Source organism: Roseateles sp., from assembly GCF_031397715.1.
GTDB lineage: Bacteria > Pseudomonadota > Gammaproteobacteria > Burkholderiales > Burkholderiaceae_C > Paucibacter_A.
In genome coordinates, this window is the sequence record NZ_JANNMI010000402.1 from 17,948 (window position 1) to 32,557 (window position 14,610).

A 14,610-nucleotide genomic window follows, 5' to 3' on the forward strand; every position below is an offset into this window, starting at 1 on the left:
GTGAACCTCGCCCCGGACGGCCCGCACATCCTCTTGCTCGAAGATTCGGACGACGACTACGACACTGTGCGCGAGGCGGTGCGTTTGTTCGGCTTGTCCGGCCCGCCGGCACGGCTGCACCGCGTGAGCAACGGCGACGCATGCCTGACACTGCTGCGCCGTGGCGCTGCCGAGCGGCCCGCGTTGCTGATGTTGGACCTTAATACGCCCAGCACCGACGGCCGTGAAGCGCTGCGGCAAATCAAGGCCGACCCGCTGCTGAAGACCATCCCGGTCGCCGTGCTGACGACGTCGGCGAACCCGGTCGATGTCGCGCTGTGCTACCAGTACGGTGTCAACGCGTACCACGTCAAGCCGATGCGCTACCCCGAGCATCTGCAACTGCTGGCGGGGCTGCTCAAGTACTGGCTCGTCGATGTGCTCCAGCCCACGTCGCCCGGGGTGGCTCCGTGACGCGCGAGCTGTGGCACATCGTCATCATCGACGACAACCCGGACGACCGGGCCGAGGCGCGCCGGCTGCTGCTGAAGGGCTCGGACCGCCGCTATGCCTTCACCGAAGCGCAGACCGGTGCCGACGGCCTCCGCGCGCTGGCCGATTGGTCCACCGCGCTGCACCGTTGCATCGTGCTCGACTACAACCTGCCGGACATGGATGCGCCGGAGTTTTTGGCCGCCATCCGGGGCAGCGACGGGGCGCCCGGCTGGCCGGTGGTTGTGTTCACCGGGGCCGACAGCACCGAAACCGGGCGCATCGCGCTGCGCGCCGGTGCACACGATTACGTCGGCAAGGGCTGGTTGACCCCGCAAGTGCTGGTGCGGGCGGTCGAGAACGCCGCCGAGCGCTGGGCGATGGCCCGTGACCTGCGCCAGCAAACCGCCGCAGCGCAAGCCAGCGAGCAGCACTTCCAGGCGCTGGCACTGGCCACGTCCGACATCGTGTACCGCATGTCCGCCGACTGGTCGTTGATGTATCCGCTGGTCGGCCGTGCGCTGGTCGCCAGCACCGATGTGCCACTCGAGCGCTGGGCTTGGCTGGAACAGAACGTGCCGGCCGATGAGCACGCCCGCGTCCGGCAGGCCATCGCTGAAGTTGTCTCCAACAAAGCGCTTTTCTCGCTCGAGCACCGCGTGCGGCGGCCCGACGGCACCCTCGGTTGGATCTCCTCGCGCGCGGTACCGGTCCTCGATGTGGACGGCAGCGTGCGCGAGTGGTTCGGTGCGGCCAGTGACATCACGGCGCGCAAGGCCGCCGAGGCGGCACTCGCAGGCAGCGAGGCGTTCGCCCGCAGTGTGGTCGGCGCCAGTGCCGACTGCATGAAGGGCTTGACGCTCGACGGCCGCTTGATGTGGATGAACGACAACGGCCAGCGGCTGATGGAAGTGGGCGACTTTGCCGCACTGCAAGGCAGCGAATGGGCCAGCCTGTGGGAGTCCGGTGGCCTGCGGGCGCAGGCCGAGGCGGCGCTGGCCACCGCCCGCGCCGGCGGCATTGGCCGTTTCACCGGCTTTTGCCCCACGGCCAAGGGTACGCCGCGCTGGTGGGACGTGGCGGTGACTGCCATCCCCGGCCACGACGGCCTGGCCGAACAACTGCTGGCAGTGTCGCGCGACGTGACCGAGCAGCGGGCTGCCGACGACGCCACCCGGAGCGTGGCCGCACGCCTGCAACTGGCGCTGGACTGTTCCGGCGTGGTGCTGTTCCAGCAGGACATGGCGCTGCGCTATACCTGGATCTACAACCCGGCGTTGGGTTTTGAGGCGTCGCAGGTGGTCGGCAAGCTCGATACCGATTTGATGGAGCGTGCCGACGAAGCCGAGGCCGTCATGGCTCTGAAGCAGCAGGTGCTGCAGACCGGTGTCGGGCAGCGGCGCGAGGTGGTCATTCACTACCACGGCGTGGCGATCTTTTACCGGCTGCTGGTCGAACCGCTGTGCGATGCCGGTGGGGCGCTCACCGGCGTGACCTGCGCCGTCATCGACATCACCGACCTCAAGCTGGCCGAGCAGGCCTTGGTTGACCGCGACCAGCAAAAGGACAACTTCCTCGCCACGCTGGCCCACGAGTTGCGCAACCCGCTGGCGCCGATCAAGAGCGGGCTGGAGTTGCTGGCCCGCGTCGGCCACGAAGCCCCGACGCGTGAGCGATTGATCGGCATGATGAACCGCCAGCTCAACCAGCTCGTGCGCTTGATCGACGACTTGATGGAGGTCTCGCGCATCGCCAGCGGCAAGCTCCAGCTGCAGCGCGAGCGGGTCGACCTGCGCGAGATTGCCCGGCTGGCGGCGCAGGAATGCCAGCAGCCGTTTGAGCGGGCTGGCCACCGCTTGACGCTGGCGCTGCCGCCCGGCCCGATGCCGGTGCTGGGCGATGCGATGCGCCTGGTGCAGGCCGTGTCGAACCTGCTGCGCAATGCCTGCAAGTACACCGACCCCGGCGGCCACATCACGCTGACGGTGAGCGGTGATGGAGGTGATGGTGCCATCGGCAGCGCGCGCCTCGCCGTGCAGGACGACGGCCTCGGCATTCCGGCCGAGATGATCGAGCGCGTGTTCGACATCTTCACGCAGGTCGATCGCACCCTTGACCGCTCGCAGGGCGGCCTGGGCATCGGCCTGGCCTTGGTGCGCAGCCTCATGCGCCTGCACGGCGGCGACGTGCACGCCGCCAGCGCCGGGCCCGGCCTGGGCAGCTGCTTCACCCTCGCGATGCCGCAGCTGCCGCCCGCCGAGGACACGGCAGCGCCGACCCCGACCCCGATACCACTACCGGCCGGTGGCGTTGCGCGGTCGCTGAAGCTGCTGGTGGTTGACGACAACGTCGACGCCGCGCAGTCCTTGGCGATGCTGCTGGCGCTCGACGCGCACGAGGTGCGCCTCGCCCACGCCGGGGATCAAGCGCTGGTGGTGGCTGAAGGCTTCAGGCCCGACGTGGTGTTCTGCGACCTCGGGCTGCCGGGCTTGGCCGGGGTGGACGTGGCCCAGGCGCTGCGCCGCCAGCCCCACTTTGCACACACGCTGCTGGTGGCCTTGAGCGGCTGGGGCAATGCAGACGACCGCCGCCGCACGCGCGAGGCCGGCTTCGACGCCCACTTGACCAAGCCCGCCAGCCGCGCTGCGCTCTCCGCTTTGCTGCGCGGTGTGGCGTCAGCCGACGAGGGGGCGGGGCACTGACCCCGCGCGTGTCATGCGGGCCAGTCAGTCCGCCGGCCGCGTCGGGAACAACCGCCGCAGTTGTTTCGAGCTGACCGGCTTGACGAGGCAGTAATCCATGTCCGCGATGCGGGCGTCGACCAAAGGGTCGAGCCCCTGGATCCCGGTCACACCGATGAGGATCACGTCGGCGCCGTACAGCTGCCGCAGTGTGGCCGCCAGCTCGGTGCCGGTGGTGCCGGGCATTTGCACATCGAGCAGCACGCAATCGGCCGGGTCCTCGGCCATGGCTGCGCTGGCCGAGCGGGCGTCATACGCCACCCGCACCTGGTGGCCGTCAAGTCGCAGCAGCTCGGCCAAGGTGTCGGCGTTGTCGCGGGCGTCGTCCACGACGATCAGCTTGAGGGCGCCGCTGGCGGGGGGGGCGTGGGCGGGAGACGAGATCAAAACGGGCGCTCCAGGCGGGTTGTGCGTGCAAGAGCCCAGGGCTCATGCGGGCAGGGACAAAAAGGCATGGCCGTAATGTAGATTGGAAATTTGCGTTGGTAGTCAAAATCGATTCGCGCTGGCAGCGAAAGCTTCATGCAAACATGGGGTGGCCACCAACCGTCGGAGGGGCTCAGCTAGGATGCACTCGTCGCAACCCGGAGCCCACCCATGATCAAAACCCGCGCCGCCGTCGCCTGGAAAGCCGGCGCCCCCCTGACGATTGAAGAGGTGCAACTCGACGGCCCGCGGGCCGGTGAGGTACTGGTCGAGGTCAAGGCGACCGGCATCTGCCACACCGATTACTACACGCTGTCCGGCGCCGACCCCGAGGGCATCTTTCCCGCCATCCTTGGTCACGAAGGCGCGGGCATCGTGCTCGAAGTCGGCGAAGGCGTCACTTGGCTGAAGCCGGGCGATCATGTGATTCCGCTCTACACGCCCGAATGCCGGCAATGCAAATTCTGCCTCTCGCGCAAGACCAATCTCTGCCAGGCGATCCGCTCGACCCAGGGGCGCGGCCTGATGCCCGACGCGACCTCGCGCTTCTCGATCAACGGCCAGCCCATTTTTCATTACATGGGCACGTCCACGTTCTCGAACCACATCGTCGTGCCCGGTATCGCGCTGGCCAAGATCCGCCCGGATGCGCCGTTTGACAAGGTCTGCTATATCGGTTGCGGCGTCACCACCGGCGTCGGCGCGGTGCTGTTCACGGCCAAGGTCGAGCCGGGCGCCAATGTGGTGGTGTTCGGCCTCGGCGGCATCGGCCTGAATGTGATCCAGGGCGCCAAGATGGTGGGCGCCGACAAGATCATCGGCGTCGACCTGAACCCAGCTCGCGAGGCGATGGCCCGCAAGTTCGGCATGACGCATTTCATCAATCCCAAAGATGTTGGAAATGTCGTGGACGAGATCGTGCAGCTGACCGACGGCGGCGCCGACTACAGCTTCGAGTGCATCGGCAACACCCAGGTGATGCGTGACGCGCTGGAATGCACGCACAAGGGCTGGGGCCGCAGCATCATCATCGGCGTGGCCGAGGCCGGCGCCGAGATCAGCACCCGGCCGTTCCAGCTGGTGACCGGGCGTAAATGGGAGGGTTCGGCCTTTGGCGGCGCGCGTGGTCGCACCGATGTGCCGAGAATCGTTGACTGGTACATGGACGGCAAGCTCAATATCGACGATCTGATCACCCATAAGCTGCCACTTGAGCGCATCAATGAGGGGTTCGAACTGATGAAGCGCGGCGAGTCGATCCGTGCGGTGGTGGAGTTTTGAAGGATCTGGAGTTGCTCAGCGAGCATGGCTGCTTCGGCGGCCAGCAGCGCTTCTATCGCCATCAGTCCGCGCAGATCGGCCTGCCCATGCGTTTCGGGCTGTTTGTGCCGCCCCAGCCGCGCGCCTTGCTGGTCTATTTGGCGGGGCTGACCTGTAGCGAGGAAACCTTTGCCATCAAGGCCGGCGCGCAGCGGCTGGCGGCCGAGCTGGGCCTGGCCCTGCTGACGCCCGACACCAGCCCGCGCGGCGCCGCGGTGGCTGGCGAGGCCGACAGCTGGGATTTCGGTGTCGGTGCGGGCTTCTATCTCGATGCCAGCCAGCACCCCTGGGCCAAGCATTGGCGCATGGAGAGTTACTTGATGGAAGAGCTGTTGCCGGGCGTGCAGCAGCAATTGATGCTAGCGCCGCAACGCAGCGGTGTCTGCGGGCATTCGATGGGCGGCCACGGCGCCCTGACGCTGGCGCTGCGCCATCCCGGCGCATTCCGCTCGGTGTCGGCGTTTGCACCGATCTGCGCGCCGCTGCAATGCCCGTGGGGGCAAAAGGCTTTTGCCGGCTACCTGGCGGCAGATCATGCCGGCCATGATGCCAGCGCCCTGATGCTGACACAGACCCGAGCGCCATTCCCCGCCGGCATCTTGATCGACCAGGGTCTGGCCGATCCCTTTCTGTCGACGCAGCTGATGCCCGAGGCCTTCGAGGCGGCCTGCATGGTCGCCGGGCAAGACCTGACCCTGAGGCGGCATGCCGGCTACGACCATGGCTACTACTTCATTGCCAGTTTTATCGATGACCATTTGCGCCATCATGCGGCGCAGCTGCTCGCCTGACCAAGCGCAGGTGCAGGGCGTGGCCGGCCAGGAAGATCGTCATGCACTCATCGCGCAGCGCGGTGTCGTTGAGCGGCTGACCGTCGTCATGGCACAGCTGCATCAGCATGTTCAGCGCCGCCATCGCGCGCCGCTTGCTCGCCTTCCAGGGCGCCCACAGCGGCGCACTCCTTGGCCAGTACTCTGGCGCATGCCCGCCTCACTCAAGACCGGCACGGCGCTCTCGGCCAGCCTGGCCTCGGCGTTGGCGGCGCTGCAGGCCGCTGAGATGGCCCAGATAGTCGCGCCCAAGCCGCAGCAACTCGGGGAAGCCGAAGAATCGGCAAGGCGGGCCTGGGGCCAATGCGTTAGTTCGGGTCGCAATGCTGTGGCTGTTCATGGTGGCCATCTTGCGTGATGCGCGGCGCGGCAGCATCGATTCGCTATCGGGGCCGGACTGGCAGGCTATGAGTGCTCAAGTGCGCGCCGCCGAGGACGTAGCGCAATGCCAGCAGAGCCAGCGTATTGAGACCGACGAAGCCTTCTGGGCCTACCGCGTCTGGGTTTGAAGCGCATCGTCAACGCGCTTGCATTTGCTCACAATTGCGCTGTCAACAAGCGAGCGGGAAGCGTCGTTGTGCATGGGCCAGGCGACTGAAAGCATAGAGTCAAAAGAAGACGAGAGCTGAATCGGCGCTGGATGGCGAGACCTTGATTGGAGTTCTGAGATGACTAAGTATTCTGTGGCTGTTGTTGGTGCTTTGATTGCTGCTTGCGCGGCCCAAGCAAGTTTCGCCCAGGACAAGCCCGTCGCGGCCGCAACCGCTGCTGTGCCGGTCGCCACCGCCACGGTTACCCCCGCCGCAACCCCGGCGAAGACCGCGGCGGCCAAGCCTGAGGCCAAGCTAGCCGCCAAGCCAGCCGCCAAGGTCGAGGCTGCGGCCAGCGCGCCGGTGGTCGCGGCCAAGCCAGCCGAAGCACCTAAGAAGTAATCGTCTAGCTCAGCAGACTTGGAATCAAAAAAGGGTGATGCAATGCATCACCCCTTTTCAAATTGCCGAGTCGAATCGACCGAATCAGGACACGCGCTTGCGGCGCAGTGCCACGGCACCCAGACCCAGTGCCATCAGCGCCCAGGTGCTTGGCTCGGGCACGGCGGTGATGGAAAAGTCGTCCACTCCGATGTAGTCCGAGTTGGCTCCGGCGGGGCCACCGTTAGTCACGAAGTAGCGAAGGGCGACGGCCCCAGTGGTCGCACCCGCCAAGCCGCTGATGGTGGCGCTGAATTTGGTCCACTCGCGTGGATACAAATCGACCAGGGTGGGGTTGACGCTCAGCATGAGGCTGTTAAAGCTGCCTACATCGGTGGCCAAGCTGCCGACGTCCGTGCCGCCAACAGCACTGAATCGTAGTTGCAGTCGGTCCGGGTACACGATTCCACCAGCGTCGGTGGTACGGGTGTAGAACGAGACGACATCGCCGTTATTGAAGAGCATGGTCGGGGCAATCAGCCAGTTGCTGATCGTTCCGGTGCCGGCGGTGTTGTTGAAGTTCGCTCCAGCGTATGAGTCGGGATCACCCGAATACGCCTCAAAAACATCCGGATTGCCCTGGAACCAACCGGTCACGCCCAAGGGCTGGCTATTGTTGTTGGCTGTCCAGCCGGCCGGGACAACGGTGTCAAAACCCTCGGTCAACGAGGCGGCCGACACGCTGCCGGCGAAGGCCAGGGCCAAGGCCGAAACGAGGGCCGGCACGCTGGCCTTGGCAAAGAGAGAGGCTAAAGTCATTGCATTGCTCCTTAAACAGATCCGCGAAGGAAGCGGGTTTGGCTTGCGCCGTGAATGAACAAATGGCTTGGGCGGTTCAACCAGGGTGGACGCCCGATTCAGCGTCGTAAGCTGCTTGCCGCTCAACTGCGTTGTACCGGCCGCTGCGGTGTGACGAATCCGTGAAACCCCGTGCACCCCCCTGTTTGCGGGCCCCCGGACATACCCGAGGGTCATGTCTTGCCAGGCTCGTGCCGGCCTCGGTCAAAACCCGTAGCAGGGCGAGTTCTCGCCAGTCAACGACAATGCGCGGCTATGGCAGTCCTATCTATCTCCAACGCCCATCTCGCTTACGGCCATGTTGCCTTGCTCGATGGTGCTTCGTTCTCGCTCGAAATGGGTGAGCGTGTCGGCCTGATTGGTCGCAACGGCACCGGCAAATCGTCGCTGCTGAAAATCCTCGCCCAGATGGAGAAACTCGATGACGGCCTGCTGCAGCTGCAGCAAGGCCTGACCAGCGTCTATGTGCCGCAAGAGCCCATCATGGACCCGGAGTCGACGATTTTTGACGCCGTGGCCGAGGGCGTGGCCGAGGCCAAGGCCTTGCGCGCGCGCTATGAAATCCATGACCCCGAGGATGACCTCGAATGGGTGGCCGAGCGGATCGAACATATCGGCGCCTGGAACTGGGAGCAGCGCGTCGAGGAATCGCTGCAGCGGCTGGGCCTGGACGGCTCGCGCCTGGTCGGCTCACTGTCCGGCGGTTTGAAGAAGCGCGTGGCGCTGGGCCGCGCCCTGGTGGCCCAGCCCGATGTCTTGCTGCTCGATGAGCCAACCAACCATCTGGACCTCGACGCGATCACCTGGCTGGAGGAGTTGCTGAACAACTTCAAGGGCTCGCTGCTGCTGATCACCCACGACCGTACGTTTTTGGACAACGTCGCCAACCGCATCGTCGAGTTGGACCGTGGCCAACTGCGCAACTACCCCGGCAATTTCGCCGCCTTCACCGCCGCCAAGCTCTATGAGCTGGAGAACGAGGCGCTCTACAACGCCCGCTTCGACAAGATCCTGGCGCAAGAAGAGGTCTGGATCCGCAAGGGTGTCGAGGCCCGCCGTACCCGCAGCGTGGCGCGGATTCAGCGGCTGGAGACCATGCGCGTGGCGCACGCTTCGCGCCGCGATGTGCAGGGCAAGGTCAAGTTAGACATCGACACCGGCGGTGCCAGCGGCAAGATCGTGGCCGAGCTGGAGGATGTGTGCAAGAGCTATGGCGACCGGATGATCGTGCGTGACTTCACCGCCACCATCCTGCGCGGCGACAAGGTCGGCCTGGTCGGTGCCAATGGCGCCGGCAAGACCACGCTGCTGAAGATGATTTTGGGCCAGCTGGCGCCGGACAGCGGCACGGTCACGATGGGCTCCAAGATCAATGTGGCTTATTTTGACCAGATGCGCGATGTGCTGGATCTGGAAGCGACCCTGGCCGACACCATCAGCCCCGGTTCGGAATGGATCGAAATCGGCAACCAGCGCAAGCACGTCAAGAGTTACCTGGGTGACTTTTTGTTCTCGCCGGCGCGCGCCAATTCGCCGGTCAAGAGTCTGTCCGGTGGCGAGCGCAATCGCCTGCTGCTGGCGCGTTTGTTTGCCCGCCCCGCCAACGTCTTGGTGCTGGACGAACCGACCAATGACCTGGACATCGAAACGCTGGAGCTGTTGGAAGAGCTGCTGGCCGACTACGACGGCACGGTCTTCTTGGTCAGCCATGATCGGCGCTTTTTGGACAACGTCGTCACCTCAACCATCGTCAACGAGGGCGATGGCCGCTGGCGCGAGTACGAGGGCGGCGTGCAAGACTGGCTGGTGCAGAGCAAGCGGGCGGCGGCCATCAACGAGCAAAAGGCCAAGCAGGCGCCCGCGCCTGTGGCTGCTGCTGTTGCTGCTGCCCCGGCGCCGGCGGCCGCAGTGGCGCCCGTCGTCGCCAACAAGAAAAAGCTCAGCTACAAGGACCAGCGCGAGCTGGACGAGTTGCCCGCCAAGGTGGCGGCCTTGGAGGCCGAGCAAGTGCAGATCAATGCCTTGTTGAATGGCTCCGAGCTGTACGCACAGGGCGCGGCGAGGATTGCTGAAGTCACCGAGCGCGGCGGCCAGATCGACGCTGAACTGCTGGTGCTGATGGAGCGCTGGGAAGCCCTGGAGGCAAAGTGATACAAGCAAGCGCAGCGGCTGGGCTGCTGCAGGCTGAATGGTTGGCGCTGCAGGCCCACCACGAGCAGTACGAGCGCGCCGCTTTAGGCGTCAAGCTGCTGGCGGTGGCGCTGTGCGGCTTGGCTTTTGCTAACCGCTGGCTGTGGGTTTTGATGTTGGTCTTGTGGCTACAAGAGGCCATCTTCAAGACCTTTCAGGCGCGCTTGGGTGCGCGTTTGCTGCAGGTTGAGTCGCTGCTGCGTGAGGCGCACGCCAGGCCCGCTCAAGCGATGCAACTGCACAGCGAATGGCTGGCGGCCAGGCCGCGCGGAGCGGCCATATTGGGCGAATACGCCCGCAGCGCCTTGCGTCCGACGGTGGCCTTTCCCTACCCCTTGCTGGTCTTGCTGGCGCTGCTCTTTTAGAGCTGCACCGCCACCGTGCCCAGGCCGGCAAAGCCGACCGTGACGCGGTCACCGGCTTGCAGCCCCGGCTGCACCAGCCACGCCCCGGTCGTCACCACCGAGCCCGCGGGCAAGCTGTCGCCATGCCGGGTGACATGCTTGAGCCAAGCGGCCAAACCCCAGGCCGGATCGCCCAAGCTGTGACCGCCGACGCCGCGCTGCACCGGGCCATCATTGACGCGCAGCTCGCAGGCCTGCGCCCACCAGTCGCGCGGTTTGAAGGGCTGCCAGTCGCCCAAGGCCAAGGCGCCATGCGAGAGCATGTCGGCTTGGCGCAGCAGAGCCGGCGCATCGCCCGCTTCGAGCCAGCGCGAGGCCACCAGCTCGACCGCCACCGCCATCGCGTCAATCAAGTCGCGTGCGCCCTCAATACTCAGGCCGTTGGCCAGCGCCGGTGTGACTTCGCAGCCCATGCGCAAAGCGATTTCGGCCTCGACACCGGGGGCATGCAGCTGCAAGTCGCTGAAGTTGGCGGGACTGTGGCGCACGCCGGCCGGGGCCAGCGGCGCATGAGTCAGCGTGGCTTGGCGCGACGCGCCGCCACTCTTCCAAAATTGCGGGCGGCCGGGCTCAAAACAGCCCAAGGCCTGCGCCACCGATTGCTGAACGGCATAGGCCGCCTCAGCATCTAGCGGGCCGGCCGCCCAGTCGGCCGCAGCGATGCGGCGCTTGTGTTGCCACGCTGTGGTCAGTGCCTGATTCAATTCGGGGTATGCCATGGCACTCAAATTTTCTTGAGCTTGCTGGCCGAGATCAGTGCCGTATGGCCGCGCAGCTGCACCACCAGCTCACCATGGCTGACCACCACCACCTCGACCGTCTCGGTCTTGTCCTGGTACTGAACCTGGTCGCCCACTTTCAAGCTGGGCATCACCGGCAGCACCGTTTTTGGCGGCACCCGGCCGCCCGGCTGTGCGGTCTTCATCGCAGCGCTGAGGCGCGCGTGCAGGGCGGGGCGCTCTTTGGCCAAGGCCTCCAGCGCCTGCATCAAGGTCGCTTTCAGCTCTGCGGCCGTAAAGGGCTTGCGCAACAGAAAATTGGAACCCGCTTCAATGGCGTCGGCTTCGTGCTGCGCGCTCACGTCAAAGCTCAACAGCGCCAAGCGGCAATCTGCATTGACCGTTTTCAGGCGCTCGTGCAGCTCGATACCGCTCATCTTGCCCTTGGGGAACCAGTCGGTGATCAAAAAATCAGGCTTGAAGTCCAGGCCAACGCTCAAGGCGGACTCGGGGTCGCTGGCGCAGCGGATGCTGTCGGAGGGCAGCCCAAAGCCTTCCAGCAACTGGCGAGCAAAGGTTTGGACACCGGCAAGGCTGTCAACAACGAGGAATCTGAGTTCGGCGGGCATGGGCAAGACGGAGATCGAATAGCCACCGATGGTAACGGCTTGTCACGTCGCCGGCCTTACGCGGCCTCATGTTCAGGCGGCCGCCGCTGATCTCAGCGCTTGCAGCCGGCGCCAAAAGCTCGCGTCTTGCGCGGTGGCGAAGTTGATGCGCATCAGCGTGCTGCTTTGGCGGCTGGCACTGAACAGCATGCCCGGCGCCGTCAGCCAGCCCTCGTCCATCATCCTTTGGGCCAGGCGCTCGGTGTCTAGCCCCACATCGACCCAGCCGAACAAGCCTTGGGGCGGCGCCATAAAGCGGCAGCCGGCCGCTTCGGCCAGCTTGATGCTGCGCTGGCGGGCCGCGTCCAGCAGGGTCAGCACTCGCTCGGCATGGCGGCGCAACAGGCCTTGCTCCAGGCAATGCGCAACGGCGCGCTCCAGCAGCGGGCCGGTGGTCAGGCTGCTGAGCAGCTTCAGGTTGGTCAGCTTCTCGACCCAGGCCGGGCTGGCGGCCAGATAGCCGACGCGCCAGGCCGGCGTCAGTATCTTGGAGAAGCCTGAAACGTAAATCGTGCGCCGCAGGCCGTCCAAAGCCGACAGACGCGGCGCGTGGTTGGGCGCCAAAAAGGCGTAGGTGTCGTCTTCGACGATCTGAAAGTCGGCCTGCTCGGCCATGCGCAGGATCTGGTGGGCGTGAGCCAAGCTCAGGCTGTGGCCGGTCGGGTTGTGTAGCACCGACACCGTCACATACAGGCGTGGGCGGTGCTGCTCGATCAGCCGCGCCATGACGGCCAAATCCGGCCCATGCGCGCCGCGCGGCACCGGCAGCAAGCGCATGCCGGCATGGCTCAGCCGGGCAAACTCGATCGCCCAGCCGGGGTCATCCACCAGCACCGCATCGCCCGGCTGCAGCAGCGTGCGGGTGATCAGGTCCAGCGCATGGGTGGCGCCGACGGTGGTGACGATTTGCTCGGCCGGGCAGGCGATGCCGATATCGGCCAGGCGCAGGCCTAGGGCCTGGCGCAAGCGGGCATCGCCGGCCGGCTCACCGTAATGCAGGGACAGCTGCTCGGCGCCGCTGCCGGCCTTCAGCACTTGGCGCATGGCTGCTTGCAGCATGGGCAGATCCAGCCATTCGGCCGGCAAGGTGCCCAGGCCCGGTGCGCGCTTGGCATCGGCCTGGAACATGCCGCGTATCAGGGCGGTGGCGTCCACCGGCACCGCTTGCGTTGCGGCCGGCATGGGCTGGCGGCTGGCAGCAGCAGCTTGGCGTTCGCGCACAAAGAAGCCGCGTTGCTTGCGCGCTTCCAGCAGGCCGCTGGCCAGCAGTTGGTCGTAGGCCGCCACCACGGTGTAGGGGCTGACGCCGTGATGGCGGGCACATTCCCGCACCGAGGGCAGTCGCGCTCCGGGCAAGAGCAGGCGCTGCTGGATGCGCTCAGCAAAGCGCTGCGCCAGTTGCTGCGCCAAGGGCTGGCTGGTTTTGCGCACGAGAGCGGTGGCCGCAGCGGTCTCTGTGTGGGTCATTTTGCCGATACAGATGGATGAATTGATGGGTAAAGTGTATTGCAACTGTATTGGTTTTGGCCGGCATACTGAAGCTCTGATTTTGAAAGCGGGAGCTTGCTGCCATGGAGACTTTGCCCACCTTGTTCGCCGTGATCGCTTTTGCGACCGTCACCTCGATCACGCCGGGCCCGAACAATATGATGTTGCTGGCCTCAGGTGTGAATCACGGTTTTAAAAAAACATTGCCGCATATTGCCGGCATCAGCATCGGTTTGATGGTTTTGTTGTTGTCGGCTGGATTGGGGCTGGGCGCGCTGCTGCAGCAGTGGCCGCAGCTTTACTTGGCGCTGAAAGGGGCAGGCGTTGCTTACATGGTTTGGCTGGCTTGGAAGCTTTGGCATGCCGAAGTGCCGTCTGGCCCCGGCAGCGATCAACGAGCCAGCCCCGCGGCGGCACCTTTGATGGGTTTTTGGGGCGCGGCGGCGTTTCAGTGGGTCAACCCCAAGGCTTGGATGATTGCGATCGGTGCGGTGGCGGGCTTCACACCGCCGGACGGCGGATACGCTGCGGTGCTCGGTCTGGCCCTGGTTTGTGCCTTGGTCAACGCACCCTGTGTGGGGCTGTGGGCCTTGGTCGGCGCCAAGCTGAGTCGCTGGCTGGCCGAGCCGGCGCGCCGACGGGTTTTCAATGCGCTGATGGCGCTGCTGTTGCTGGCCAGCATTTGGCCCATGGTGGGAGCTTGAATATGCGAGTGTTGGGAATTTTGGGCGGCATGAGCTGGGAGTCGAGCGCTCATCTTTACAAGTTGTTGAACCAGCATGTGGCCGCCCGGCTGGGCGGGCTGCACAGTGCCGATCTGATCCTGCGCAGCGTGGACTTCGCCGAAATTGAAGCGTTGCAGCGCGTCGGCGACTGGGCGGCGGCAGGCCGGTTGCTGGGCGAGGCCGGGCGCGGCTTGAAGGCGGCGGGCGCCCAGGGCTTGTTGATCGCCACCAACACCATGCACAAGGTGGCGGACGAGGTTGAGCGCTTGAGCGGCCTGCCTTTGATACATATCGTTGACGCGACCGCCGCTGCGCTGAAGGCGGCCGGCGTCAAGCGGGCCGGTTTGTTGGCTACCCGCTACACGATGGAGCAAGATTTTTACCGTGGCCGCATGCAGGAAAAGCATGGGATCGAGCTGATTCTCCCCAGCCCCGAGGACCGCGACGAGGTCCACCGGGTGATCTTTGAGGAGCTGTGCCGGGGGCAAATTCTCGACACGTCACGCGCTCGCTATCAGCGCATCGCCCAGCAACTGAGCGCGGCCGGCGCCGAGGGCGTGATCCTGGGCTGCACGGAGATTTGCTTGTTGCTGGACCCCGCGGCGCCGAGCCAAACGCCCTTGTTCGACGGTAGCGCGCTGCATGCCAAGGCAGCGGTCGATTGGATGCTGAGTCCGCGCACGCGGTAGCAGCTGCCTGCTACCGCGTGGCTGACGAAGGCCGATCCGCCTGCAGGCGGTCGGCTGGGTGGTACAACGTCGGCTTAGCCGGCCGATTGAAGCCGCAATAGATAGACAAATGAGCAAGCGAGACGTCATGAATTCAGTCTGGACCCAAGCGCGGCGCGCCGCGCGCATGT

At 65.5% G+C, this 14,610-nt stretch carries 16 protein-coding genes; 10 read left to right on the forward strand and 6 right to left on the reverse strand.

Annotated elements, in window-relative coordinates; translation table 11 throughout:
• Together RMO57_RS17560 and RMO57_RS17565 are read left to right on the forward strand one after the other, a co-directional pair.
• On the forward strand, positions 1 to 453 hold the full coding sequence (locus tag RMO57_RS17560) for a response regulator (RefSeq protein WP_310388837.1): 453 nt from the start codon (positions 1 to 3) through the stop codon (positions 451 to 453).
• On the forward strand, positions 450 to 3,173 hold the full coding sequence (locus RMO57_RS17565; RefSeq protein ID WP_310388838.1) for a response regulator: 2,724 nt from the start codon (positions 450 to 452) through the stop codon (positions 3,171 to 3,173). Before RMO57_RS17560 ends, RMO57_RS17565 begins: the two co-directional genes overlap by 4 nt.
• A gap of 24 nt (positions 3,174 to 3,197) precedes the next feature.
• Here the strand turns inward: RMO57_RS17565 and RMO57_RS17570 are convergent, their stop codons facing one another.
• Entirely contained in the window at positions 3,198 to 3,599 is a 402-nt protein-coding gene (locus RMO57_RS17570) for a response regulator (RefSeq protein ID WP_310388839.1), read from the reverse strand.
• Between the two features lie 213 nt (positions 3,600 to 3,812).
• Between RMO57_RS17570 and RMO57_RS17575 the strand changes: the two genes are divergently transcribed.
• Together RMO57_RS17575 and fghA are read left to right on the forward strand one after the other, a co-directional pair.
• Positions 3,813 to 4,919, forward strand: a complete 1,107-nt coding sequence (locus RMO57_RS17575; protein WP_310388862.1) for an S-(hydroxymethyl)glutathione dehydrogenase/class III alcohol dehydrogenase — start codon at positions 3,813 to 3,815, stop codon at positions 4,917 to 4,919.
• Entirely contained in the window at positions 4,916 to 5,749 is an 834-nt protein-coding gene (gene fghA / locus RMO57_RS17580) for an S-formylglutathione hydrolase (protein WP_310388841.1), read from the forward strand. Before RMO57_RS17575 ends, fghA begins: the two co-directional genes overlap by 4 nt.
• Before the next feature lie 199 nt (positions 5,750 to 5,948).
• On the opposite strand, the gene RMO57_RS17585 is transcribed toward fghA, so the two are convergent.
• Positions 5,949 to 6,128: a hypothetical protein gene (locus tag RMO57_RS17585; protein WP_310388843.1), complete on the reverse strand. Its 180-nt coding sequence runs from the start codon at positions 6,126 to 6,128 to the stop codon at positions 5,949 to 5,951.
• On the opposite strand from RMO57_RS17585, the gene RMO57_RS17590 reads away from it, so the two are divergent.
• Positions 6,127 to 6,297 (forward strand): hypothetical protein, encoded by a 171-nt coding sequence (locus RMO57_RS17590; RefSeq protein ID WP_310388845.1) that lies wholly within the window; start codon positions 6,127 to 6,129, stop codon positions 6,295 to 6,297. The two genes, RMO57_RS17585 and RMO57_RS17590, sit on opposite strands and share 2 nt — an antisense overlap.
• A 159-nt stretch (positions 6,298 to 6,456) precedes the next feature.
• Positions 6,457 to 6,720, forward strand: a complete 264-nt coding sequence (locus RMO57_RS17595) for a hypothetical protein (RefSeq protein ID WP_310388847.1) — start codon at positions 6,457 to 6,459, stop codon at positions 6,718 to 6,720.
• An 84-nt stretch (positions 6,721 to 6,804) separates the two neighbouring features.
• Here the strand turns inward: RMO57_RS17595 and RMO57_RS17600 are convergent, their stop codons facing one another.
• A complete protein-coding gene (locus RMO57_RS17600; protein WP_310388848.1) occupies positions 6,805 to 7,518 on the reverse strand; it encodes a choice-of-anchor J family PEP-CTERM protein in 714 nt (237 codons plus the stop codon).
• 294 nt (positions 7,519 to 7,812) lie between these two features.
• Between RMO57_RS17600 and RMO57_RS17605 the strand changes: the two genes are divergently transcribed.
• Positions 7,813 to 9,708, forward strand: coding sequence for an ATP-binding cassette domain-containing protein (locus tag RMO57_RS17605; RefSeq protein ID WP_310388851.1), 1,896 nt, complete (start codon positions 7,813 to 7,815; stop codon positions 9,706 to 9,708).
• Positions 9,705 to 10,112, forward strand: a complete 408-nt coding sequence (locus tag RMO57_RS17610) for a hypothetical protein (RefSeq protein ID WP_310388852.1) — start codon at positions 9,705 to 9,707, stop codon at positions 10,110 to 10,112. Before RMO57_RS17605 ends, RMO57_RS17610 begins: the two co-directional genes overlap by 4 nt.
• Here the strand turns inward: RMO57_RS17610 and RMO57_RS17615 are convergent.
• From RMO57_RS17615 to RMO57_RS17625, 3 genes are all read right to left on the reverse strand, one after another.
• Positions 10,109 to 10,870 (reverse strand): fumarylacetoacetate hydrolase family protein, encoded by a 762-nt coding sequence (locus RMO57_RS17615; protein ID WP_310388856.1) that lies wholly within the window; start codon positions 10,868 to 10,870, stop codon positions 10,109 to 10,111. The genes RMO57_RS17610 and RMO57_RS17615 overlap by 4 nt on opposite strands.
• A 5-nt stretch (positions 10,871 to 10,875) precedes the next feature.
• The gene (locus RMO57_RS17620; RefSeq protein ID WP_310388857.1) at positions 10,876 to 11,499 is read right to left on the reverse strand and encodes a response regulator; all 624 of its coding nucleotides are present in this window, start codon (positions 11,497 to 11,499) and stop codon (positions 10,876 to 10,878) included.
• A gap of 72 nt (positions 11,500 to 11,571) precedes the next feature.
• Positions 11,572 to 13,005: a PLP-dependent aminotransferase family protein gene (locus RMO57_RS17625; RefSeq protein ID WP_310388858.1), complete on the reverse strand. Its 1,434-nt coding sequence runs from the start codon at positions 13,003 to 13,005 to the stop codon at positions 11,572 to 11,574.
• A gap of 104 nt (positions 13,006 to 13,109) precedes the next feature.
• Between RMO57_RS17625 and RMO57_RS17630 the strand changes: the two genes are divergently transcribed.
• Together RMO57_RS17630 and RMO57_RS17635 are read left to right on the forward strand one after the other, a co-directional pair.
• On the forward strand, positions 13,110 to 13,730 hold the full coding sequence (locus tag RMO57_RS17630) for a LysE family translocator (protein ID WP_310388859.1): 621 nt from the start codon (positions 13,110 to 13,112) through the stop codon (positions 13,728 to 13,730).
• A 2-nt stretch (positions 13,731 to 13,732) separates the two neighbouring features.
• Positions 13,733 to 14,440, forward strand: a complete 708-nt coding sequence (locus RMO57_RS17635; protein WP_310388860.1) for an aspartate/glutamate racemase family protein — start codon at positions 13,733 to 13,735, stop codon at positions 14,438 to 14,440.
• Positions 14,441 to 14,610: the final 170 nt, after the last annotated feature.

Coding starts and splice junctions, on each gene's coding strand:
- RMO57_RS17605 (WP_310388851.1), top strand. CDS start 7,813: ATGGCAGTCCTATCTATCTCCAACGCCCATCTCGCTTACGGCCATGTT.
- RMO57_RS17630 (WP_310388859.1), top strand. CDS start 13,110: ATGGAGACTTTGCCCACCTTGTTCGCCGTGATCGCTTTTGCGACCGTC.
- RMO57_RS17600 (WP_310388848.1), bottom strand. CDS start 7,518: ATGACTTTAGCCTCTCTCTTTGCCAAGGCCAGCGTGCCGGCCCTCGTT.
- RMO57_RS17615 (WP_310388856.1), bottom strand. CDS start 10,870: ATGGCATACCCCGAATTGAATCAGGCACTGACCACAGCGTGGCAACAC.
- RMO57_RS17590 (WP_310388845.1), top strand. CDS start 6,127: ATGGTGGCCATCTTGCGTGATGCGCGGCGCGGCAGCATCGATTCGCTA.
- RMO57_RS17585 (WP_310388843.1), bottom strand. CDS start 6,128: ATGAACAGCCACAGCATTGCGACCCGAACTAACGCATTGGCCCCAGGC.
- RMO57_RS17595 (WP_310388847.1), top strand. CDS start 6,457: ATGACTAAGTATTCTGTGGCTGTTGTTGGTGCTTTGATTGCTGCTTGC.
- RMO57_RS17620 (WP_310388857.1), bottom strand. CDS start 11,499: ATGCCCGCCGAACTCAGATTCCTCGTTGTTGACAGCCTTGCCGGTGTC.
- RMO57_RS17635 (WP_310388860.1), top strand. CDS start 13,733: ATGCGAGTGTTGGGAATTTTGGGCGGCATGAGCTGGGAGTCGAGCGCT.
- RMO57_RS17625 (WP_310388858.1), bottom strand. CDS start 13,005: ATGACCCACACAGAGACCGCTGCGGCCACCGCTCTCGTGCGCAAAACC.